Source organism: Vibrio aestuarianus (genome assembly GCF_028858425.1).
Classification (GTDB): domain Bacteria; phylum Pseudomonadota; class Gammaproteobacteria; order Enterobacterales; family Vibrionaceae; genus Vibrio; species Vibrio aestuarianus.
This window is the reverse complement of the sequence record NZ_JAKNYQ010000002.1, coordinates 696,361-718,170: the sequence shown is the minus strand read 5'-3', so window position 1 is coordinate 718,170 and position 21,810 is coordinate 696,361. Positions and strand designations below refer to the sequence as shown.

General features: G+C 40.6%; 21 protein-coding genes. 14 read left to right on the top strand and 7 right to left on the bottom strand.

Going from position 1 to position 21,810, the window contains the following annotated elements; all coding sequences use genetic code 11:
* The first annotated feature begins 54 nt into the window (after positions 1 to 54).
* A complete protein-coding gene (locus tag MCT08_RS16845) occupies positions 55 to 591 on the top strand; it encodes a GNAT family N-acetyltransferase (RefSeq protein ID WP_017046975.1) in 537 nt (178 codons plus the stop codon).
* A 541-nt stretch (positions 592 to 1,132) separates the two neighbouring features.
* On the opposite strand, the gene MCT08_RS16835 is transcribed toward MCT08_RS16845, so the two are convergent.
* Positions 1,133 to 1,327, bottom strand: coding sequence for a hypothetical protein (locus MCT08_RS16835; RefSeq protein ID WP_274678924.1), 195 nt, complete (start codon positions 1,325 to 1,327; stop codon positions 1,133 to 1,135).
* Between the two features lie 475 nt (positions 1,328 to 1,802).
* Here MCT08_RS16835 and MCT08_RS16830 point away from each other — a divergent pair, with 475 nt between their 5' ends.
* The 4 genes from MCT08_RS16830 to MCT08_RS16815 all read left to right on the top strand — a co-directional run bounded on the left by MCT08_RS16830 (position 1,803) and on the right by MCT08_RS16815 (position 5,293).
* The gene (locus MCT08_RS16830; protein WP_274678923.1) at positions 1,803 to 2,234 is read left to right on the top strand and encodes a GNAT family N-acetyltransferase; all 432 of its coding nucleotides are present in this window, start codon (positions 1,803 to 1,805) and stop codon (positions 2,232 to 2,234) included.
* A gap of 1,226 nt (positions 2,235 to 3,460) precedes the next feature.
* Positions 3,461 to 3,784, top strand: coding sequence for a hypothetical protein (locus MCT08_RS16825; protein WP_225506252.1), 324 nt, complete (start codon positions 3,461 to 3,463; stop codon positions 3,782 to 3,784).
* Between the two features lie 134 nt (positions 3,785 to 3,918).
* Complete coding sequence (locus MCT08_RS16820; RefSeq protein WP_274678922.1) at positions 3,919 to 4,389, top strand: hypothetical protein; 471 nt, start codon at positions 3,919 to 3,921, stop codon at positions 4,387 to 4,389.
* Between the two features lie 106 nt (positions 4,390 to 4,495).
* Positions 4,496 to 5,293: a DUF2971 domain-containing protein gene (locus MCT08_RS16815; RefSeq protein WP_274675775.1), complete on the top strand. Its 798-nt coding sequence runs from the start codon at positions 4,496 to 4,498 to the stop codon at positions 5,291 to 5,293.
* Between the two features lie 46 nt (positions 5,294 to 5,339).
* Here MCT08_RS16815 and MCT08_RS16810 read toward each other — a convergent pair whose 3' ends face one another.
* Complete coding sequence (locus MCT08_RS16810; protein ID WP_274678921.1) at positions 5,340 to 5,507, bottom strand: hypothetical protein; 168 nt, start codon at positions 5,505 to 5,507, stop codon at positions 5,340 to 5,342.
* 483 nt (positions 5,508 to 5,990) lie between these two features.
* Between MCT08_RS16810 and MCT08_RS16805 the strand changes: the two genes are divergently transcribed.
* The 5 genes from MCT08_RS16805 to MCT08_RS16780 all read left to right on the top strand — a co-directional run bounded on the left by MCT08_RS16805 (position 5,991) and on the right by MCT08_RS16780 (position 11,273).
* On the top strand, positions 5,991 to 6,407 hold the full coding sequence (locus MCT08_RS16805; protein ID WP_274675781.1) for a GNAT family N-acetyltransferase: 417 nt from the start codon (positions 5,991 to 5,993) through the stop codon (positions 6,405 to 6,407).
* A 146-nt stretch (positions 6,408 to 6,553) separates the two neighbouring features.
* Positions 6,554 to 6,925 (top strand): hypothetical protein, encoded by a 372-nt coding sequence (locus MCT08_RS16795; RefSeq protein ID WP_274678920.1) that lies wholly within the window; start codon positions 6,554 to 6,556, stop codon positions 6,923 to 6,925.
* Positions 6,926 to 8,178: 1,253 nt separating this feature from the next.
* Positions 8,179 to 9,450: a hypothetical protein gene (locus MCT08_RS16790; protein ID WP_274678919.1), complete on the top strand. Its 1,272-nt coding sequence runs from the start codon at positions 8,179 to 8,181 to the stop codon at positions 9,448 to 9,450.
* Positions 9,451 to 10,144: 694 nt separating this feature from the next.
* Complete coding sequence (locus MCT08_RS16785; protein WP_229625303.1) at positions 10,145 to 10,702, top strand: hypothetical protein; 558 nt, start codon at positions 10,145 to 10,147, stop codon at positions 10,700 to 10,702.
* 145 nt (positions 10,703 to 10,847) lie between these two features.
* Positions 10,848 to 11,273 (top strand): GNAT family N-acetyltransferase, encoded by a 426-nt coding sequence (locus tag MCT08_RS16780; protein WP_274678917.1) that lies wholly within the window; start codon positions 10,848 to 10,850, stop codon positions 11,271 to 11,273.
* Positions 11,274 to 11,407: 134 nt separating this feature from the next.
* Here the strand turns inward: MCT08_RS16780 and MCT08_RS16775 are convergent, their stop codons facing one another.
* Both MCT08_RS16775 and MCT08_RS16770 read right to left on the bottom strand, forming a co-directional pair.
* Complete coding sequence (locus tag MCT08_RS16775; RefSeq protein WP_136998850.1) at positions 11,408 to 11,686, bottom strand: type II toxin-antitoxin system RelE/ParE family toxin; 279 nt, start codon at positions 11,684 to 11,686, stop codon at positions 11,408 to 11,410.
* On the bottom strand, positions 11,683 to 11,967 hold the full coding sequence (locus tag MCT08_RS16770) for a type II toxin-antitoxin system RelB/DinJ family antitoxin (RefSeq protein ID WP_136998851.1): 285 nt from the start codon (positions 11,965 to 11,967) through the stop codon (positions 11,683 to 11,685). The genes MCT08_RS16775 and MCT08_RS16770 overlap by 4 nt, the downstream gene beginning before the upstream one ends.
* 860 nt (positions 11,968 to 12,827) lie before the next feature.
* On the opposite strand from MCT08_RS16770, the gene MCT08_RS16765 reads away from it, so the two are divergent.
* A complete protein-coding gene (locus MCT08_RS16765; RefSeq protein ID WP_192076249.1) occupies positions 12,828 to 13,217 on the top strand; it encodes a hypothetical protein in 390 nt (129 codons plus the stop codon).
* A gap of 1,272 nt (positions 13,218 to 14,489) precedes the next feature.
* On the top strand, positions 14,490 to 15,176 hold the full coding sequence (locus MCT08_RS16760; protein WP_274677561.1) for a hypothetical protein: 687 nt from the start codon (positions 14,490 to 14,492) through the stop codon (positions 15,174 to 15,176).
* Positions 15,177 to 15,361: 185 nt separating this feature from the next.
* Here MCT08_RS16760 and tnpC read toward each other — a convergent pair whose 3' ends face one another.
* From tnpC to tnpA, 3 genes are all read right to left on the bottom strand, one after another.
* A complete protein-coding gene (gene tnpC, locus MCT08_RS16755; protein WP_274678169.1) occupies positions 15,362 to 16,885 on the bottom strand; it encodes an IS66 family transposase in 1,524 nt (507 codons plus the stop codon).
* 86 nt (positions 16,886 to 16,971) lie between these two features.
* Positions 16,972 to 17,319, bottom strand: coding sequence for an IS66 family insertion sequence element accessory protein TnpB (gene tnpB, locus MCT08_RS16750; RefSeq protein ID WP_168524632.1), 348 nt, complete (start codon positions 17,317 to 17,319; stop codon positions 16,972 to 16,974).
* The gene (gene tnpA, locus MCT08_RS16745; protein ID WP_274678170.1) at positions 17,313 to 17,621 is read right to left on the bottom strand and encodes an IS66 family insertion sequence element accessory protein TnpA; all 309 of its coding nucleotides are present in this window, start codon (positions 17,619 to 17,621) and stop codon (positions 17,313 to 17,315) included. Before tnpA ends, tnpB begins: the two co-directional genes overlap by 7 nt.
* Positions 17,622 to 17,674: 53 nt before the next feature.
* Between tnpA and MCT08_RS16740 the strand changes: the two genes are divergently transcribed.
* Positions 17,675 to 18,115 (top strand): hypothetical protein, encoded by a 441-nt coding sequence (locus MCT08_RS16740; protein ID WP_274678916.1) that lies wholly within the window; start codon positions 17,675 to 17,677, stop codon positions 18,113 to 18,115.
* Between the two features lie 1,346 nt (positions 18,116 to 19,461).
* Positions 19,462 to 19,986, top strand: a complete 525-nt coding sequence (locus MCT08_RS16735) for a DUF6988 family protein (protein ID WP_425609361.1) — start codon at positions 19,462 to 19,464, stop codon at positions 19,984 to 19,986.
* The last annotated feature ends 1,824 nt before the right edge of the window (positions 19,987 to 21,810 follow it).

Genomic DNA, 21,810 nt, shown 5'->3' with positions numbered 1-21,810 from the left:
TTGCTCACCCCTTAACAGGGCGTTATATGCCAATCGGAGATTATAAGGAAAATCATGCAATTGGAACTAGATGGTTACTATCTTCGTTCACTGGATGTGGAAGATAAGGAAGCATTTTACAAGTGGTCTCGTGACCGTGAAGTTACACTTTATAGTCTTTCTTCATATGCGTACCCTCAATCAAAATCAGATATCGAAAAATGGCTTTTATCCATAAATTCAAACCCTAAAAATGTCTCTTTTGGCATATGTAGTAACGAGAATGATCAGCTACTTGGATATGCTGGTATATCTGGGATCAGTACTCTAAATCGTAGCGGTGAATACTTCATTCTTATTGGAGAAAAAAGTTACTGGGGTAAGGGTGTTGGTACATCAGTAACAAAAATCGTAACAGATTACGCTATACGAACTCTTGGTTTGCACAGAGTTCAGCTTACAGCAAGCTCTCTTAATTACGGTGCAATTAAGGCTTATGAAAATGCAGGTTATCAACATGAGGGCGTGATGCGACAATCAGGTTTTCGCAATGGTGAATTTGTCGATAAAGTACTAATGTCAGTTCTGTCTACAGAGTGGTCAGGCATATAACAAACAATTTAAGAGTGATTCAGCACGCTTGGCATTTTTGGTTTGAGTTGGGTTTAGTGATTAAGGCATCCAGTTTGAGTATCGTGGCAGCGTGCTTCACACCTTAATTGGGCGTTATGCAACTCAGGTAAATTTAGGGGTTCAATCTTTTGGGATTTCTCCGACCATTCGTTTTGAGCTGTCGGCAAATGAGCATTTTTACCCTCAAATTCGTGGTTAACTCAAACCGTAAAACAGACAAATTTCTTTGTTTGCCTCAATCGGTTTTAGCGTTGGCGTGTTGTCAATTTAGTTGGCGCAAAGTGTGGAAAGAGCAAGTTAATCGATCATTTTGTATTTGTTGAAGGCTTTGCTCGTTGAGTTTGTTTGGCTCAAAAGCCTAGTTTGTCGCTGAAAGGCAGACTTCATTTTTGCGGCTTATTTATCACGGCTTTTGCTTGGGTTGATTCTTGAATCACTCGACTATTGCAATTGTGGTTTTTGATCGAGTAAAGTCAGCTTATCTTATTGAATTTGCATAACAAACAATTCAAGTGGATTCTCAACGCGTGGCAGTTTTACTATGCGTCAGGTAAAGTGTTTTACGGTGCAATGCAGTGGCTTGGTCAGTGCGTTGTTCACCACTTAATTGGGCGTTATGTGTTTGATGAGTTTTTGAGGTTAATTCTACGATTTCATTGAGAATTCGTTCCGTGCTTTCGGCAAGTTGGCTTGGTCGAAATGGATTCTTGAACATCCTGAGATTGATCGTTTTCAAGGTTCTTGGGTTGCCTCAATTAAGTTTTGGATCTGGCTTGTGTTGAGTTTCGTTGGTTTCAAATCGCTTTAATTGAAATGTTTTTTTGACTGATTTTCTTGCTGACATTCAGCTCTGAAAATCTGGTGACGCAAAAAATTAAGCGGTTGCTGAAAGGGTGCTTTCTTTGTTGTTGATTCTGCAAGTGGCTCTCTTTGGCTCAGAACGCTGTGAAATTTAGGGTTTGGTCAGCATCGTTTTTGTACGTAACTTATTCAAATTTCTTCGTTTCTACGGTGGCTTACTTTGAATTCACGGTTACATTCACATAACAAGCAATTCAAGTGGATTCTCAACGCGTGGCAGTTTTACTATGCGTTAGGTAAAGTGTTTTACGGTGCAATGCAGCGGCTTGGTCAGTGCGTTGTTCACCACTTAATTGGGCGTTAGCCGTCAACGTCAAAATGGAGAAAACATGGAAGTCCAATTTTTAGAGAAAAACTCTGATTATGAGCCAGTCCTAGAGGTGTTGTTGCAACTTCGCCCAAATTACAACTTAGATACTTTGTCTGCTCAGATCGAGAAACAGCAATCAAATGGTTACCAGGTCGTCTATGTTAAATCGTCAGAAGGTGTACTTGTGGTAGCTGGCTTTAGCGTAGGTGAAAAGCTGGCTTGGGGTAAGCATATTTACATTGAAGACTTGGTAACTAATGCTCAATTTCGTTCGCGTGGAGTCGGTAAATTTATTATCGATTGGTTTAAAACATACGCCTTAGAAAGCGGTTGTGAACAAATACATCTGGATTCTGGTGTTCAGCGTTTTCCGGCACATAAGTTCTACTTACGTGAAGGCTTCAATATCGCTAGTCACCACTTTTCTATGGTCGGTGTCCAAGACGGCTAACAAAGCGTTTAAGACGGATTCACAACGCTTGGCAGTTTTGGTTTGAATCAGCTTTAGTGTTTACGGCACAATAGTTTAGGTTAGGTGGTTGCGTTGTTCACCACTTAACGCGGCGTTATGTGTTGGATGAGTTTTTGAGGTTAATTCTACGATTTTATTGAGAATTCGTTTCGTGTTTTCGGCAAGTTGGCTTGGTCGAAATGGATTCTTGAACAACCTGAGATTGATCGTTTTCAAGGTTCTTGGGTTGCCTCAATTAAGTTTTGGATCTGGTTTGTGTTGAGTTTCGCCAGTTCAAATCGCCTTAATTGAAATGTCTTTTTGACTGATTCTCTTGTTGAAATTCAGCTCTGAAAGTCTGGTGACGCAAAAGGTTTAGCGGTTGCTGAAAGTGCGCTTTCTTTGTTGTTGATTCTGTAAGTGGCTTTCTTCGGCTAAGATCGCTGTGAAATTTAGGTTTTGGTCAGCATCATTTTGTACGTAACTTATTCAAATCTCTTCATTTCTACGGTGGTTTACTTTGAATTCACGGTAAAATTCACATAACAAGCAATTCAAGTGGATTCTCAACGCGTGGCAGTTTTACTATGCGTTGAGTAAAGTGTTTTACGGTGCAGTGCAGCGGCTTGGCCAGTGCGTTGTTCACCACTTAATTGGGCGTTAGCTGGGGTTAAGAAAAACGGTGAATTTAGGGTGGAAAGGCTTGCTGTTTTCTAGCTACACACCGGACAAATCTCAGCTTCTCAACTATCTCGCCAGTGGCACTTTTCGGGAAGTGTTTGAACTTAACGAAGTCTGCTTACGGGAAATGTTGTGTTTGTTAAGTTCATTGGCGCGGTTTCTTTGGTGTTGAAATTCATGAATGCCTAAATTCGTTTCGTGTGCTCTGTCGTTGGCTTTTTCGATAGAATTCTTTGCAAATTACCGAGCTCAGGAGTGGTGATTTTCTCGGTCATTTCTTCTTTGCCAAGCGCATTTCGTGGATTAGCTTTTAATTTCACAGCTGTTCGTTTTACTTTGCCGTTTGAAAGCAATAATGTGTTTCAAATTAGGCATGTTGGCGTAATTCGATAGCTAAAGTGCAGCAGCTAACTATGCGTTTAAGACGGATTCCCAACGCTTGGGAGTTTCGGTTCTAGGTTGAGTTTTGTGTTTAAGGCGCAATAGTTTAGGATTGTGGTCGCGTTGCTCACCACTTAACGCAGCGTTATGTACTAGGAGGAAATATGTTCTCATTCAGAGTTGACTCAGGTTGGAGTATTGAAACCGAGATAAGGTGTTTGATCGTCTATAAAACGCTTGAAGAGCTTGATTTCCCGAGAGGACTACAAAGTGATCTTTGTGAAGTATTAGCTGTATCGACAGGACTAAAGTTTGAGTCGGTAAAAGCTAAAGTGGGTAACTATAAGTCGGAATTTGGTATCACTGGTGCTTCCCATTCGTCTGAGGCGACAAAGTATTTGGTTAAATCGTTCGGGCACATGAGTCGAATCGAACTTGATGCATTGCTGACTGGTTACCTTCTCGGTAAAAGTGAGCCACGTACATAACAAAGCATTTAAGACGGATTCCCAACGCTTGGCGTTTTCGGCGTACTTCGGTTTAAGTGTTTATGTCACAATGGTTTAGGTAGGGTGGTAGCGTTGCTCACCACTTAATGCGGCGTTATATTCTCGGTGGGAAAATGATAAACGAAGTATCACAATGGATCGAATTCACAGTGGCTCAATATATGCCACATGCTCGTAAGTGCTCAGAATTAGCTCCTCATTTAAAAGGGTATTATCCAGAAGAGTTTTTGGAAAACAGTTACTTTGTAGTAACTAATGATATTCCCAAGCCACAGATTCCTTCGTCTGACCCTTTCTTGAATGCATTTATTGAGATGGACGTTGACGGTATAACATACAAGAATCTGTATTTTGTTAAACCTCATATGGCGAGCAATCTAGCTCTTCACGTTCACGAGTTAGTTCATGTTGCTCAATGGTCAATGCTGGGTGTTCAGGGCTTTATTACGCGTTATATTAGCGAGGTTAGCAGCTTAGGCTACAACAATGCACCTCTTGAACTGATGGCATATGAAATTGATAACAAGTTCCTGAATGGGACGGAAGTTTTTGATATTCTAGGGATTGTTAAACAACGAATATAACAAAGCATTTAAGAGTGATTCGCAACGCTTGGCGCTTTCGCTTCGCTCAAGTATAGCCAAGCGTCGCTCACACCTTAATGCGGCGTTATGCCTCTAGTGAGAAAATATGAAACTTCCTAATAAAATATATAAATATGAGCCGATGACAGTGCAGTCTTTGATTAATCTGAAATCTCAGGCTTTGTACTTTAACTCACCGAGTAACTTTAATGACCCTTTTGATTGTGAAGTTCCTTTGAAGCTTCGATGCCCATATGATCTTGAGGCAAGTCTTATAAAGAAAGACTTTGAAGTTGAATTTCTGAATAGCAATAAGTTTGAAGAATATGACCATCTTCGTAATACACCTTTGAATGAATTCAAAGTCAGTCTTGAAAAAATGGCACTAGATCTATACGAAAAACGTGTTAAAAGCTTGTTTAAAGATAAAGGCGTTAGTTGTTTCAGTGAAACGAATGATAACTTACTTATGTGGTCGCACTATGCATCTTCTGCAAAAGGGTTTTGCCTTGAATTTCGTACAGACATTGAACCATTCGAAAAAGCACGTAAAGTGAACTACGTGGAAAACCCACAACAGGTAGATTACGTAAGCATGATGATAGGCGGTGGAGATTATTTCTTAGACAACTTGTTGTGCACAAAGTCATTACACTGGGCTTACGAAAAAGAATGGCGTGTTTTTCACAATGAAATGAATAAGGTCTATCATTATTCTTCTGATGCACTAACTGCTGTTTATTTTGGTTCGGAAATTGATCGCGACTTTCTAGAAATCCTGTGCCTTATAATCCAAGGGCAAAATCCGAATGTTAAATTCTATCAAGGACAAAGGTCGAACGATCAATTCTCTCTTGTATTTGAAGAAGTTAATTATAAATCTTACATCGCATCACAGGCATAACAAACAATTCAAGTGGATTCTCAACGCGTGGCAGTTTTACTATGCGTCAGGTAAAGTGTTTACGGTGCAATGCAGTGGCTTGGCCAGTGCGTTGTTCACCACTTAATTGGGCGTTATGTGTTTGATGAGTTTTTGAGGTCAACTCTACGATTTCATTGAGAATTCGTTCCGTGTTTTCGGCAAGTTGGCTTGGTCGAAATGGATTCTTGAACAATCTGAGATTGATCGTTTTCAAGGTTCTTGGGTTGCCTCAATTAAGTTTTGGATCTGGTTTGTGTTGAGTTTCGTTAGTTTCAAATTGCTTTAATTGAAATGTCTTTTTGACTGATTTGCTTGCTGACATTCAGCACTGAAAATCTGGTGAAGCAAAAAATTTAGCGGTTGCTGAAAGGGCGCTTTCTTTGTTGTTGATTCTGCAAGTGGCTCTCTTTGGCTCAGATCGCTGTGAAATTTAGGTTTTGGTAAGCATCGTTTTTGTACGTAACTTATTCAAATCTCTTCATTTCTACGGTGGTTTACTTTGAATTCACGGTAAAATTCACATAACAAGCAATTCAAGTGGATTCTCAACGCGTGGCAGTTTTACTATGCGTTAGGTAAAGTGTTTTACGGTGCAATGCAGCGGCTTTGTCAGTGCGTTGTTCACCACTTAATTGGGCGTTATGTGCTTAGAGGAAAATCGGTAGTGATAAGAGAAATGCATATCTCAGATTACTCGCAAGTAATCGGCTTGTGGTCAACAACAGAAGCGATGTTGCTGCGAGATGCAGATTCAAAGGAAAACATAGGTAAGTACCTAAAACGCAATCCAAACCTTAGTTTCGTCGCATTGGATGGTGACGATATTATTGGTGCTATTTTAGTTGGGACTGATGGTCGTCGAGGTTATGTGCAGCATCTGGCTGTTGATTCAACTTTTCGAGGTAAAGGAGTTGGTGCAAAGCTCATATCGTCAGCACTGGAAGCCTTATCAAATGTAGGTATAGCCAAAACGCATCTATTCGTCGCAAATGAAAACATTAATGCGCAGTCTTTCTACGAAAAATTAGGTTGGTTTCCTCGCGACGAAGTTCGTATGTTTTCTTTCAATTCTTCTAACAGTGGCAACGTTTAGTACGCACATAACAAACTGTTTAAGAGTGATTCGCAACGCTTGGCATTTTTGCTATGCGTTGCGTTTTGTGTTTAAGGTGGTATGCGGGAGCTTCAGTATTGCGTTGCTCACACCTTAACAGGGCGTTATGAAACAAGGAGGTTACAGTGGAAGAAGAATACTATAAGAAGTCGGTTGAAGGCTTCGAAGTTGTTACCGAACAAGGTAAAGATCCCGAACCCTTTATGGTTACATCTAATGGTATCGACTTTGAACAGCTTAAAGTTACAACCCTCAAAAAATTTACGGATACAGTTAAAGCAACTGAAGAACTTTCTGAAAAGGAGCGTAGTTCTGTATTGGATTACATTTCAGATAATGCAGACTTAGTTAGTGGAGAGCTTGAATCATTCGTTAATGACCAAGAAGCAGCTGTCAAAGCTCATGATTACTTAACTTCTATGTTTGTGGATTTTCCTTCTATTTCAGAGCTTGCGGATGTTTTGATACAAGTCCTTCTGAAGTTATTGGGAGGCTGACAGAATGTTTCATAACAAACAATTTAAGAGGGATTCCCAACGCTTGGCATTTTTGTTTCTACTTCAAATTTAGTGTTTATGGCACAATGCTTTGAGTTGAGTGGTAGCGTTGCTCACCCCTTAATTGGGCGTTAGCTGGGGTTAAGAAAAACGGTGAATTTAGGGTGGAAAGGCTTTGGATTTTCTAGCTACACACCGGACAAATCTCAGCTTCTCAACTATCTCGCCAGTGGCACTTTTCGGGAAGTGGTTGAACTTAACAAAGTCTGCTTACGGGAAATGTTGTGTTTGTTAAGTTCATTGGCGCGGCTTCTTTGTTGTTGAAATTCATGAATGCTTAAATTCATTTCGTGTGCTTTGTCGTTGGCTTTTTCGATAGAATTCTTTGCAAATTACCATGCTTAGGAATGGGGATTTTCTCGGTCATTTCTTCTTTGCCAAGCGCATTTCGTGGATTGGGTTTTAATTTCACAGCTGTCCGTTTTACTTTGTCGTTTGAAAGCAATAATGTGTTCCAAATTAGGCATTTTGGCGTAATTTGCTAGCTAAAGTGCAGCAGCTAACTAGGCGTTTAAGACGGATTCCCAACGCTTGGGAGTTTCGATTCTAGGTTGAGTTTTGTGTTTAAGGCGCAATGGTTTAGGATTGTGGTCGCGTTGCTCACCACTTAACGCAGCGTTAGCTGGGGTTAAGAAAAGCTGTGAATTTAGGGTGGAAAGGCTTTCGGTTTTCTAGCTACACACCTGACAAATCTCAGCTTCTCAACTATCTCGCCAGTGGCACTTTTCGGGAAGTGTTTGAACTTAACGAAGTCTACTTACGGGAAATGTTGTGTTTGTTAAGTTCGGTGACGCGGTTTCTTTGGTGTTGAAATTCATGAATGCCTAAATTCGTTTCGTGTGCTTTGTCGTTGGCTTTTTCGATAGAATTCTTTGCAAATTACCGAGCTCAGGAATGGTGATTTATTCGGCCATTTCTTCTTTGCCAAGCGCATTTCGTGGATTAGGTTTTAATTTCACAGCTGTCCGTTTTACTTTGCCGTTTGAAAGCAATAATGTGTTTCAAATTAGGCATTTTGGCGTAATTTGCTAGCGAAAGTGCAGCAGCTAACTAGGCGTTTAAGACGGATTCCCAACGCTTGGGAGTTTCGATTCTAGGTTGAGTTTTGTGTTTAAGGCACAATGGTTTAGGATTGTGGCCGCGTTGCTCACCACTTAACGCAGCGTTAGGGCTCCGAGCTATACGAGAATATTATGCAAGAAAACAAAGCTATAAAAGAAGTTTATTTACATCATCTAGGGTGCTTTCCAAAAACTCTCATTTCAAGAAAAGAAACGATTAAAGAGACAATTTCGCTATTAAAAATAGATGATGTGTATGATTCAAACCTTAATTATTTCGATCGCACGAGCCACCTATACCGAACCAGTCATGAAACTTTGCAACCGTTGCTAGAAAAAATTGAAAGTAGTGACAAGTTTGAAAAAGCGGAAATTTTTCATAAATCATCACATTTGGGTTTACCGTATCAATTGGTTGCTAAGCACAATAGTGGACATGAAATTATGTATGATGGTTTAGTTTACTGTGTATCTGAGACAGTGCACAGTGGCGACTGTTCATTGGAGCAACTACAAGATTTTACGGGTTATCCGTATCGTAAAGATAACATTATCAGAGACTTTGGCGATGTTTTACGCCAGATAATTCCTGAGCTGCCGGAAATGCAGTACTCAATGTATTCATTCTATTCTGCTGAGGCTCCTGATTGGAATCTATTTGGGTTGAAAAGAGAAGGTGAAGCCCAGTTAAGCCTACGGCTTAACGACAGTAACTTTGTTACTGTAACTGGATTGATTCACTCTAAAATTGGCAAAGAGTACGAAGTATACATTGGGGAGAGGAGTACCATTCTAGAAATGAACTCACACCACATGTTTTACATTTTAGAGTACTCTAATTTTGCTGATAATATTGATAGCGTTCGAAATCGTATCAACATAGCTTCTGATACGATCTCTAAGGCTATGACTGACATAACAAAATCGCTGCCAATGTTTGTGGATAAGTACACTTCTTGGAATGCCTCGAAGGCAAGTATTCAAGAGATGTACAGTATTAAACAGTCAATCAAAAAGTATGAGCTCATGTCTGAGTCACTTCAGCAGATATCAAAGGAACGTTGGGCTTCTAGGAACTCACCTCGACAATTATTTTTTGAAGGGGAGTTTGATGAGGAGTGGCAAAACTCGTATTGGTGTCAAAACTTCTTTGAGGCAAAGTTGGTAAAGGGGAAAATTACGGACTTAAAAGATATTTCTATGCCTCCATTGTATACAGCTACAATCGATAATGTGTTACACAAAGTTGGTTTGTTAGAGTCTGAGTTGCAGACGATCTTAACTGAAATTCGGGATTTGTTGTCTGCTATACAAACTGAATTTTCTATGTATGCAGTGTGGCTAGCTTTTGGTGCTGTTATTGTATCTGTTCTTGTTACGGGAATTTCGGTTGCAGCCGGCTAAGAGCCCTAACAAGCAATTTAAGAGGGATTCTCAACGCTTGGCATTTTTGCTTCTACTTCAAATTTAGTGTTTATGGCACAATACTTTAGGTGTGGGTGGAGGCGTTGTTCACCCCTTAATTGGGCGTTAGCTGGGGTTAAGAAAGGCTGTGAATTTAGGGTGGAAAGGCTTTCGGTTTTCTAGCTACACACCGGACAAATCTCAGTTTCTCAACTATCTCGCCAGTGGCACTTTTCAGGAAGTGTTTGAACTTAACGAAGTCTGCTTACGGGAAATGTTGTGTTTGCTAAGTTCATTGGCGCGGCTTCTTTGTTGTTGAAATTCATGAATGCTTAAATTCATTTCGTGTGCTCTGTCGTTGGCTTTTTCGATAGAATTCTTTGCAAATTACTATGCTCAGGAATGGGGATTTCCTCGGTCATTTCTTCTTTGCCAAGCGCATTTCGTGGATTAGGCTTTAATTTCACAGCTGTCCGTTTTACTTTGTCATTTGAAAGCAATAATGTGTTTCAAATTTGGCATTTTGGCGTAATTCGCTAGCGAAAGTGCAGCAGCTAACTAGGCGTTTAAGACGGATTCCCAACGCTTGGGAGTTTCGGCTCTAGGTTGAGTTTTGTGTTTAAGGCGCAATGGTTTAGGATTGTGGTCGCGTTGCTCACCACTTAACGCAGCGTTATAAGACAAAGGAAGTTTCGTGGAAAAGTTCATAAAATTAATTCAATCAAGATCCGATGAAAATGAACAGGCGTTCTCTCGTTTACATGATCTTCCTGGAGCTATGATGCCCATTTTGAGGCAAGAGCTAGACTCTTTGATCAGAGTTTTATTCCTTTTATCTTTAGCTGATTTTAGTGAAAGAGATCGGCTGATGAAATGTACTATTGATGGCGAACGATGGAGAATAAAAACTGATAAAGGTAAGCATGCAGTCGTAACAGATGCAATGATGGTAGAAGTATCGGAAAAATTTCAAGGCTGGTCTCGCTCCGTCTATAAGTTTGGTTGTGCTTTCATTCATCTTTCTAATTTCCATGGCTATAACGTTTCAAATCCTCTGGAAATTTTGTCCGCTGAAGAAAAAAAGGACATTCTTGAGCATATGCGTCATTACCATGGTGGACCTAGTACGGACAACCCAACGTTCCAAGAGTTCTCGAACTACTTTCCTCAAATATTTGAAAAGATAAAAGGCAATTTGGAGTGTTATTTAGAATTCTTAATCGATAATGTCCCAAGCGAAAATGTCTTATAACAAACAATTTAAGGGTGATTCAGCACGCTCGGCATTTTTGGTTTGGGTTTAGTTCAGTGTTTACGGTGGTCAAATTAAGTGTAGTGGCTGCGTGCTTCACACCTTAATTGGGCGTTAGTTGTTTAATCAGATTACGGAGAATTCATTGGATATCATTTTTACTTATTCGCCAAACTCTGAGGACATCGATTGCATCTATCAAGGATTAGGCGATTTTAATCAAAGATTTGTACCAGAAATCACAGATGAGTCTTTTGCTATTTTTGTTCGGGATAAATCAGGAGAAATTCTCGGTGGTTTGACTGGTTTTATCTATATAACTTCAGTTCAAATTAGATTTTTGTGGCTATCAGAAAAACTAAGAAATCAAGGGGTTGGAAGTGCGCTAATGCAGAAAATAGAACTAATCTGTAAAGAGCGAGAAATAAGTAATATTGCAGTTGATACGTATACGTTTCAAGCTCCCAAATTTTATGAGTCTCATGGTTTCAAGGAAATTGGTCGTTATAAGGACTATTTGGTAAAAGACGTAGACAAAATTTTTTATCAAAAGGTGCTAATAAACAACTAACAAAGCGTTCAAGACGGATTCACAACGCTTAGCAGTTTTGGTTTGAATCAGCTTTAGTGTTTACGGCACAATGATTTAGGTTAGGTGGTCGCGTTGTTCACCACTTAACGCGGCGTTAGTTGCCATACGCCGCATCAGTCCGCAGGGAATTTTTGTTTTTGGTGCAGCACTCGCATAATGCGAATTATCGAGCCCTCAACCCAATAAGATACAATCATTGAAACTTCGGGAATTATTAATAGTCTTCCACGAATGCCATCTCGTTGTACACCCATCAAAGGTTGCTCAAGTAGGCTTTCTACTTTGGCTTCAATGATATTGTCAGTTTTTTCTGCAACGTCTGGGTTAAAATCGTAGAGAAACTCAAAGATCTTTTCTCGATCATTTAGTGATTCTTCTTCCCATAAAATCATTGTTGGCCTCGACTACGAATCCTAGCTTTGCGTGCTTCCATTCGTGACTTAGCTGATTCATTGTCAATAAACACAGCTTTACCAGAGTCATACTTCTCAAAAGCAAGGTTTACTTGTTCAGTAAGCCAAGTATCGTGGGATAATGTCTTTCTTTGTTGTTCAGCCATTTGCTCAGTGAGTTCACGGCACGCATCGCTAAGAGTACGACCTTGGCTTTCTGCCATTTGTTGAGCTAGGCGTTTTGTTTCGTCATCAACACGAAACTGGATTCTAGTGTCCATGTGCTAGTCCTTAAAAAGTGGTGTGCACACAAATGTTAGCACTACCACTAAAAATGAGCAACTAACAAGGCATTTAAGACGGATTCCCAACGCTCGGCATTTTAGGTTTGCTTTGAATTTAGTGTTTACGGCACAATGCGTTAAGTGTGGTGGTCTGCGTTGCTCACCACTTAATGCGGCGTTAGCTGGGGTTAAGAAAAACGGTGAATTTAGGGTGGAAAGGCTTTCGGTTTTCTAGCTACACACCGGACAAATCTCAGCTTCTCAACTATCTCGCCAGTGGCACTTCTCGGGAAGTGTTTGAACTTAACGAAGTCTGCTTACGGGAAATGTTGTGTTTGTTAAGTTCGTTGGTGCGGCTTCTTTGGTGTTGAAATTTATGCATTCTTAAATTTGTTTCGTGTGCTTTGTCGTTGGCTTTTTCGATAGAATTCTTTGCAAATTACCGAGCTCAGGAATGGTGATTTATTCGGCCATTTCTTCTTTGCCAAGCGCATTTCGTGGATTGGGTTTTAATTTCACAGCTGTCTGTTTTACTTTGCCGTTTGAAAGCAATAATGTGTTTCAAATTAGGCATTTTGGCGTAATTTGCTAGCGAAAGTGCAGCAGCTAACTAGGCGTTTAAGACGGATTCCCAACGCTTGGGAGTTTCGGCTCTAGGTTGAGTTTTGTGTTTAAGGCACAATGGTTTAGGATTGTGGTCGCGTTGCTCACCACTTAACGCAGCGTTATGTATATTCAACTACTAACCTCAAAAGTCCTGCGTTTTCAGATATTAATTATTATTGATGTGATGCAAAATGCTGAGTGTTTCATATGAATATAAATTAGATTCTAATTTGATAAAGGAGATAAAATTAATGAGAGTAACAGTTGTAATTGTGTTTCTGATGGCGTTGTTAGGTTGTCAAAGTACAGCTAGTACGCAAAGGACATTAGCTCCTATTATGAAACAACTATTAGCTCCTAAAAGCCAAGAGATAGAGGCGCATAGTCTGTCAAACTATGTAAATCGAGCGTCAGAATTAGCTTCAAAGAAAGGGTATGAGTACTTTGCATTAGTTTCAAAATTGAACAGTCAACGTCAGCCAAGCATATGGGTTTACTTATACAGCAATGATGAAGAACTGCAATCTTTGTATGAAAAAATAAGAAAAAACAATAAGATGAGCTTGATCGATGTATTTATTACGGAAGAAAGCAAAGGGCGTCGATATATGAGAACCGAATCAGTTCCGGGAGTAGCCTAGTATGTTCGAGAGGGAATATACATAACAAAGCATTTAAGAGTGACTCACAACGCTTGGCGATTTCAGTTTAAACTTGGCTTTAGTGTTTAAGGTGCAATGGTTTAAGCTAGGTGTTTAGCGTTGTTCGCACCTTAATGCGGCGTTATGTGTTTGGTTGGTTTTTAGGTCAAAGCTACGATTTCATTGAGAATTCGTTCTGTGTTTTCGGCAAGTTGGCTTGCTCAAAATGGATTCTTGAACAACCTGAGATTGATCGTTTTCAAGGTTCTTGGGTTGCCTCAATTGGTTTTTTGATCAGGTTTGTGTTGAGTTTCATCGGTTTCAAATCGCTTTAATTGAAATGCATTTTTGACTGATTTGCTTGCTGACATTCAGCTCTGAAAATTTGGTGACGCAAAAAATTTAGCGGTTGCTGAAAGGGAGCTTTCTTTGTTGTTGATTCTGCAAGTGGCTCTCTTTGGCTAAGATCGCTGTGAAATTTAGGTTTTGGTCAGCATCGTTTTTGTACGTAACTTATTCAAATCTCTTCATTCCTACGGTGGTTTACTTTGAATTCACGGTAAAGTTCACATAACAAGCAATTTAAGAGGGATTCCCAACGCTTGGCATTTTTGCTTCTACTTCAAATTTAGTGTTTACGGTACAATGCGTTAGGTTGGGTGGTAGCGTTGCTCACCCCTTAATTGGGCGTTATGTGTTGGATGGGTTTTTAAGGTCAAAGCTACGATTTCATTGAGAATTGTTCCGTGTTTTCGGCAAGTTGGCTTAGTCGAAATGGATTCTTGAACAACTTGAGATTGATCGTTTTCAAGGTTCTTGGATTGCCTCAATTAAGTTTTGGATCTGGCTTGTGTTGAGTTTCGCCAGTTTCAAATCGCTTCAATTGAAATGTCTTTTTGACTGACTCTCTTGCTGAAGTTCAGCTCTGAAAGTCTGGTGAAGCAAAAGGTTTGGTTGTGGCTGAAAGGGCGCTTTCTTTGTTGTTGATTCTGCAAGTGGCTCTCTTTGGCTAAGAACGCTGTGAAATTTAGGTTTTGGTAAGCATCGTTTTTGCACGTAACTTATTAAAATCTCTTCATTTCTACGGTGGTTTACTTTGAATTCACGGTAAAATTCACATAACAAGCAATTCAAGTGGATTCTCAACGCGTGGCAGTTTTACTATGCGTTGAGTAAAGTGTTTTACGGTGCAATGCAGCGACTTGGTCAGTGCGTTGTTCACCACTTAATTGGGCGTTATGTGGCTAATCGAGTTTCGAGAAAATAAATATAATGAGTAATGAACTAGAAAATTTTCGTAAATCACTTGATGAAGATTCTGGTCTTCAATCCAAGAGGCGTATACTTGTAATGGTTTGCCTAATCTTTTTAGCCTTGAATTTAAGCGGGGCTACTTTGGAAGAAGCAAATACATTTTTATTCAAAATAACGTTTACTAATCATGTTGGTTTGAGCTATTTCTTCGTGGCTTCAATTTTATTCATGACAATCAGGTATTACTCTTATGCTCAGAGTTATCACAATAGATTGTATAAATTTTGGACTCAACGGTTGCTGGATGACTATAACGTTTTTCATTATGATCACGAAGAAGAGGAAGTGTCAGGATTATTGGGTAAAGCAGTCGATGTATTGGGCTATGATGAGCCTGGGATAGGTCAACCATCATACTGTTACACAGGATTTTTCAAACGTTCTTTGTCTTATAGAAGTGAGGGAGAAGATGAGCATCGAGGTCCCTACTATTATACCAAGTATATTGTGTTAAATAAGTTTACTGATAGGTGGCGACCAAAAGACTACATTTATCTTATCTGGGTCGAACTCAAATACCAAACTGAATCAATACTAAGGTACAGAGAAAGCTTAGATTTGTTTGCTCCCTATTTTCTGAGCGCTAGTGCCATTGTGTCTTTTGTATTTAAGAGTGAAATATTGATTTGGTTAACAGCCACATAACAAACTGTTTAAGAGTGATTCGCAACGCGTGGCATTTTCGCTATGCGTTGGTTTAAGTGATTAAGGTGGTATGCGGCAGCTTCGGTATTGCGTTGCTCACACCTTAACAGGGCGTTAGAATAATTTATCAAAAGGGGCAACTACATGAGAGGATTTTCGTAAACGCTTAATTAACCAGTGAGGCCTTATTCAGCCTCACGGATTTCTACATTCCATGGCATAAGATCGGTCAGATCATCACTTGAAGAGCGCTTCGGTAATTCCCTGAACAGGTGCACGAAGTAGAAGTACGGATTGATATCGTTAGCGCGACAAGTCATGACTAGGCTATAGAGGTTTGCACTGGCCTTTGCTCCGCCAACTGAAGTTGAGAACATCCAATTTTTGCGCCCAGTCGTAAACGGACGCACATCTCTTTCAGTCACGTTATTATCGATGCTGATATTTCCGTCTGCCAGATAGGTAAGGAGTTTTGGCCACTGGTTTATCGTATAGTTGATAGCAACCCCGAGCTTTCCCTTAGGTAATTGTGTTTCTTTGATTCCGACCAGCCATTTGTGGAACTCATCAAGAACGGGGCTGGATTTTTGTTGCCTAATCTGCTGTCGTATTTCTGGACTTAGCTCTCTGACTTCCCGTTCAATGCCGTAGAGTTTTCCAATATAGTTCAACGCTTTCTCTACACGGCCCACTTTCTTTGTTGGTTGGGCTTTTTGAGCATCGGTGAACTTACGTCTCACATGTGCCATGCAACCCGCTTGTGTTACTGTTTTCAGTGTGTCATAGGCAGGATATCCATCTGACAGTAGATACCCGGAGTAGTCACCCAAGAAGGTTTTTACACAATTTGCACTTCGACTCGGTTGGTAATCGTAGATGACTACGGGAGTCGTATGGAACTCGCCACTTCGGTAGACCCACATGTAGGATTGACTCTGAGCTGTCTTTCCTGGCTCCGATAGCACCTGTACCGTGGTTTCATCTGCGCAGATAAGGCTTTCTGATAACAGACGGGCTTTCATCTGGTCGATAATGACGTCAATTTTACTCCCTAACTGAACGCACCAGTTTGCCAAAGTACCTCGGCTGATATCGATATTACCGCGTTTGAGGATATCAACCTGTCTGTATAACGGTAATGCATCCACATATTTTGCTGTAACGATGGCGGCGAAGGTTTCTGGGCTGCCGATACTTTTGGGGATCATGCTAGCGGGTCTTGGAGCTGTCACTATCTTACTACTGATTTCGGTATGCTCGCACTGGCGGCAAGCATATTTGGTTCGTTCATGACGGAGCACACTGATTCTCTGAGGGATGATCTTCAGCTCTTCCGAAGTCTCCACGCCACACTTATGCAGTTCATGACCGCAACATTCGCAGTGTGGCGCATTCAGCGTATGCACCTGAACTTCCCGCTCTAACTCTTCGGGTAAAGGCTTACGTCCTTTTTTATGATGGGCTGGCTTGTTCAACGCATTTTGCTGCTCTGCTTCGTTAAAGGTACCTTTAGCCACCTTTTCACTTTGGGAAGAGAACCGTTTGGATTTACTGAGATTGAGTTGCTCAAGTAGAAGTTCCACCCGTGTTTTAAGCTCAGCCATTTCTTCTTGCTGAGCCTGTAGCAGTTTATCCTTAGCCAGGTTGGCTTCCTGAAGCGCTAACAGCATCGCTTTCAGTTGTTCTACATCATCAGGAAGGTCATTCATTTGTCAGGCTCTTGGTCAAGATTATGCTGTTAGTCTGACAGGGGAAAAGGATCGTTCAAGCCCTTTATATCGATCATGGTTTTAGCTCACACTTCAAGACCATATAAGGGCTGGTGAGCCTTAGGATGCTCCAGATTAAGCCCTGATAATAGCCACTGAAGCTGCTGTCTGGAAATAGCTACGTGACCCGATTTATTTGGTTTCGGCCATTTAAAGCGGCCTTTCTCCAGTCGGCGGTAATAAAGCCAGAAGCCATTGGTATCCCAAAAGAGAATTTTGATTTTATCTCGTCCACGGTTGCAGAAGATAAACCAGGCTTCACTGAACGGATCCATGTCCAGTACATCAGCAACAATCAGTGACAGGCCATCAATGGACTTACGCATATCGGTAATACCAGAGACCAGATAAATACCCGAATTTGGTGTTAACACATCAGTGCCTGTAACCAGTTCTGGATTTGGTGTGCTGGCATTTCAGCGGGCAACTCAGCCGTTATTCCTGTTGGTAGTGAGAGCACTACCGATTGAATATTGCTTTTTATTTTCGGTTTATCTTCGATCACAACAGGATGGACAAGCTGACATTGACCCCCGCCGTAAAGTTTTTTACGCCAGTAATAAAAAGTATGTTCCGTCAATTGATTTGCTTTGCAGAACGCGACAATGGATAACTCACTTTGGCTCTGCTGTTCAATGATTTCAGCCCAGAACTGAGGTTTATTGGATGGGTTCATGGTGACTCCTTAGTTATGGAATCACTATGCCGAGCATGCGGAAATATTAGTAGGTGGGGTTAAATCGACGCTTACTTCACAATAAAAGAGTTGAACTCATCGAAGAGCTTTACGAACAGATGCTCGAAGCTGAGTTTGAGTTACAAAATTTTCTTTTGCATTGGTGGGCATACACACGGAAAGTTAATGATGGTATTTGCTCAGAGCAAGATTCCGCTGTAGCAGATGATTCAATGAGAATACGTGGAGAAGCATTCTGTGAGAAATATTTATACATTAATTCGGTTATGCATAAGAAAGCTCTTTACTTTGATGACCAATTCATAGAGTCGGTATTGGGCGCATATAAGCCGTATTTCGATAGAGTTCTTGAACTAAACTACAATCAGCTATCTTTGATGCCAGAAGAGTTTCATGATGTTGTGAACAAAGGTAGAGAGCCGAGAAGAGAAGTGATTGATATATTTAGAAAAGCTCTTGGTGTTACTAGTTAGTACGTACATAACAAAGCATTTAAGAGTGATTCCCAACGCTTGGCATTTTCAGTTCAAGGTTGGGTTTTGTGTTTACGACGGTATGGTTAAGGTTCGGTGGAGGCGTTGCTCACACCTTAACGCGGCGTTAGCTGGGGTTAAGAAAAACGGTGAATTTAGGGTGGAAAGGCTTTGGTTTTCTAGCTACACACCGGACAAATCTCAGCTTCTCAACTATCTCGCCAGTGGCACTTTTCGGGAAGTGTTTGAACTTAACGAAGTCTGCTTACGGGAAGTGTTGTGTTTGTTAAGTTCGTTGGCGCGGCTTCTTTGGTGTTGAAATTCATGAATGTCTAAATTCGTTTCGTGTGCTTTGTCGTTGGCTTTTGCGATAGAATTCTTTGCAAATTACCGAGCTCAGGAATGGTGACTTTCTCGGTCATTTCTTCTTTGCTAAGTGCATTTCGTGGATTAGGTTTTAATTTCACAGCTGTCCGTTTTACTTTGCCGTTTGAAAGCAATAATGTGTTCCAAATTAGGCATTTTGGCGTAATTTGCTAGCGAAAGTGCAGCAGCTAACTAGGCGTTTAAGACGGATTCCCAACGCTTGGGAGTTTCGGCTCTAGGTTAAGTTTTGTGTTTAAGGTGCAATGGTTTAGGATTGTGGTCGCGTTGCTCACCACTTAACGCAGCGTTAGCTGGGGTTAAGAAAAGCTGTGAATTTAGGGTGGAAAGGCTTTCGGTTTTCTAGCTACACACCGGACAAATCTCAGCTTCTCAACTATCTCGCCAGTGGCACTTTTCGGGAAGTGTTTGAACTTAACGAAGTCTACTTACGGGAAATGTTGTGTTTGTTAAGTTCATTGGCGTGGCTTCTTTGTTGTTGAAATTCATGAATGCTTAAATTCATTTCGTGTGCTTTGTCGTTGGCTTTTTCGATAGAATTCTTTGCAAATTACCATGCTCTGGAATGGGGGTTTTCTCGGTCATTTCTTCTTTGCCAAGCGCATTTCGTGGATTGGGTTTTAATTTCACAGCTGTTTGTTTTACTTTGCCGTTTGAAAGCAATAATGTGTTTCAAATTAGGCACTTTGGCGTAATTTTCTAGCGAAAGTACAGCAGCTAACTAGGCGTTTAAGACGGATTCCCAACGCTTGGGAGTTTCGGCTCTAGGTTGAATTTTGTGTTTAAGGCGCAATGGTTTAGGATTGTGGTCGCGTTGCTCACCACTTAACGCGGCGTTATAAAACAAGGAGTAGACCATCGACAATTTACTTACAAGGTCAGCTGAATACGAGAACTATGTTGACTATATACTAAGGCAACCGCTGTATGATGGCTCTGATAGGATTCGAGTTAGCAAAATAATGTGCAGCGTATCATTGGAGCATGCTGAAAGTTTAAAGATTCTGCTAGCGACAAGAAACTTCACTTCTGCTCTTGGGCTTCTGAGGCTTCAGTTTGAGAGTCTAGTTCGGGGAATGTGGGTGTTGTATGCTGCAAGTGACATAGCACTAAGCAAACTAACTGCAGAGTTAAATGAAGAAAACCAGAGAAGAGCTAACAACTTGCCGATGTTGAGCGAAATGATCAGCCAGTTGGAGAAGAAGGCTCCCAAAAATGCAATAGATCCTATTCTTGAGTTCAAAGAGTATTCTTGGAAACCGCTTAGCTCATACGTTCATGGAGGCTTACATGCTGTTGATAGACATAGCAAAGGATATCCAATCGCTATGCTAGAACAGGTATTGAAAGCGTCAAATGGTGTTAACGGGTTAGTTGCAGTTTTTGGTTCTATCCTCACTGGTCAAACGAATTTGACTCAAGAAGTATATAAATCATTTGAAACATATGCAGACATCTTTCAGATGAAGGGGCCAATTGTTTTATAACAAACAATTTAAGAGTGATTCACCACGCTTGGCACTTTTGGTTTGGGTTAAGTTCAGTGTTTAGGGCGTTCAAATTGAGCTATGTGGTCGCGTGGTTCACACCTTAATTGGGCGTTATGTGTTGGATGAGTTTTTAAGGTCAAAGCTACGATTCCATTGATAATTCGTTCCGTGTTTTCGGCAAATTGGCTTGGTCGAAATGGATTCTTGAACAACCTGAGATTGATCGTTTTCAAGGTTCTTGGGTTGCCTCAATTAAGTTTTGGATCTGGCTTGTGTTGAGTTTCGTCAGTTTCAAATCGCTTTAATTGAAATGTCCTTTTGACTGGTTTTCTTGCTGACATTCAGCTCTGAAAATCTGGTGACGCAAAAAATTTAGCGGTTGCTGAAAGGGCGCTTTCTTTGTCGTCGATTCTGTAAGTGGCTCTCTTTGGCTCAGATCGCTGTGAAATTTAGGTTTTGGTAAGCATCGTCTTTGTACGTAACTTATTCAAATCTCTTCATTTCCACGGTGGTTTACTTTGAATTCACGGTAAAATTCACATAACAAGCAATTCAAGTGGATTCTCAACGCGTGGCAGTTTTACTATGCGTTAGGTAAAGTGTTTTACGGTGCAATGCGGCAGCTTGGTCAGTGCGTTGTTCACCACTTAATTGGGCGTTAGCTGGGGTTAAGAAAAACGGTGAATTTAGGGTGGAAAGGCTTTCGGTTTTCTAGCTACACACCGGACAAATCTCAGTTTCTCAACTATCTCGCCAGTGGCACTTTTTGGGAAGTGTTTGAACTTAACGAAGTCTGCTTACGGGAAATGTTGTGTTTGTTAAGTTCGTTGGCGTGGTTTCTTTGCTGTTGAAATTCATGAATGCCTAAATTCATTTCGTGTGCTCTGTCGTTGGCTTTTTCGATAGAATTCTTTGCAAATTACCATGCTTAAAAATGGTGATTTTCTCGGTCATTTCTTCTTTGCCAAGCGCATTTCGTGGATTAGGTTTTAATTTCACAGCTGTCCGTTTTACTTTGCCGTTTGAAAGCAATAATGTGTTTCAAATTAGGCATTTTGGTGTAATTTGCTAGCGAAAGTGCAGCAGCTAACTAGGCGTTTAAGACGGATTCCCAACGCTTGGGAGTTTCGATTCTAGGTTGAGTTTTGTGTTTAAGGCGCAATGGTTTAGGATTGTGGTCGCGTTGCTCACCACTTAACGCAGCGTTATGTGTTTGATGAGTTTTTGAGGTTAATTCTACGATTTCATTGAGAATTCGTTCCGTACTTTCGGTAAGTTGGCTTGGTCGAAATGGATTCTTGAACAATCTGAGATTGATCGTTTTCAAGGTTCTTGGGTTGCCTCAATTAATTGGGCGTTATGTGTTGGATGAGTTTTTGAGGTTAATTCTACGATTTTATTGAGAATTCGTTCCGTGTTTTCGGCAAGTTGGCTTGGTCGAAATGGATTCTTGAACAATCTGAGATTTATCGTTTTCAAGGTTCTTGGGTTGCCTCAATTAAGTTTTGGATCTGGTTTGTGTTGAATTTCGCTAGTTCAAATCGCTTTAATTGAAATGTCTTTTTGACTGATTCATTTGCTGACATTCAGCTCTGAAAGTCTGGTGAAGCAAAAAATTTAACGGTTGCTGAAAGGGTGCTTTCTTTGTTGTTGATTCTGCAAGTGGCTTTCTTTGGCTCAGAACGCTGTGATATTTAGGATTTGGTCAGCATCGTCTTTGTACGTAACTTATTAAAATCTCTTCATTTCTACGGTGGTTTACTTTGAATTCACGGTAAAATTCACATAACAAGCAATTCAAGTGGATTCTCAACGCGTGGC

What these genes read in the sequence shown, in the direction of transcription:
- MCT08_RS16760 (WP_274677561.1), top strand. Translation starts at nt 14,490, where the DNA reads ATGAGTAATGAACTAGAAAATTTTCGTAAATCACTTGATGAAGATTCT.
- tnpA (WP_274678170.1), bottom strand. Translation starts at nt 17,621, where the DNA reads ATGAACCCATCCAATAAACCTCAGTTCTGGGCTGAAATCATTGAACAG.
- MCT08_RS16775 (WP_136998850.1), bottom strand. Translation starts at nt 11,686, where the DNA reads ATGATTTTATGGGAAGAAGAATCACTAAATGATCGAGAAAAGATCTTT.
- MCT08_RS16765 (WP_192076249.1), top strand. Translation starts at nt 12,828, where the DNA reads ATGAGAGTAACAGTTGTAATTGTGTTTCTGATGGCGTTGTTAGGTTGT.
- MCT08_RS16735 (WP_425609361.1), top strand. Translation starts at nt 19,462, where the DNA reads ATGTGCAGCGTATCATTGGAGCATGCTGAAAGTTTAAAGATTCTGCTA.
- MCT08_RS16815 (WP_274675775.1), top strand. Translation starts at nt 4,496, where the DNA reads ATGAAACTTCCTAATAAAATATATAAATATGAGCCGATGACAGTGCAG.
- MCT08_RS16825 (WP_225506252.1), top strand. Translation starts at nt 3,461, where the DNA reads ATGTTCTCATTCAGAGTTGACTCAGGTTGGAGTATTGAAACCGAGATA.
- MCT08_RS16770 (WP_136998851.1), bottom strand. Translation starts at nt 11,967, where the DNA reads ATGGACACTAGAATCCAGTTTCGTGTTGATGACGAAACAAAACGCCTA.
- MCT08_RS16790 (WP_274678919.1), top strand. Translation starts at nt 8,179, where the DNA reads ATGCAAGAAAACAAAGCTATAAAAGAAGTTTATTTACATCATCTAGGG.
- tnpC (WP_274678169.1), bottom strand. Translation starts at nt 16,885, where the DNA reads ATGAATGACCTTCCTGATGATGTAGAACAACTGAAAGCGATGCTGTTA.
- MCT08_RS16820 (WP_274678922.1), top strand. Translation starts at nt 3,919, where the DNA reads ATGATAAACGAAGTATCACAATGGATCGAATTCACAGTGGCTCAATAT.
- MCT08_RS16835 (WP_274678924.1), bottom strand. Translation starts at nt 1,327, where the DNA reads ATGTTCAAGAATCCATTTCGACCAAGCCAACTTGCCGAAAGCACGGAA.
- MCT08_RS16830 (WP_274678923.1), top strand. Translation starts at nt 1,803, where the DNA reads ATGGAAGTCCAATTTTTAGAGAAAAACTCTGATTATGAGCCAGTCCTA.
- MCT08_RS16845 (WP_017046975.1), top strand. Translation starts at nt 55, where the DNA reads ATGCAATTGGAACTAGATGGTTACTATCTTCGTTCACTGGATGTGGAA.
- MCT08_RS16805 (WP_274675781.1), top strand. Translation starts at nt 5,991, where the DNA reads ATGCATATCTCAGATTACTCGCAAGTAATCGGCTTGTGGTCAACAACA.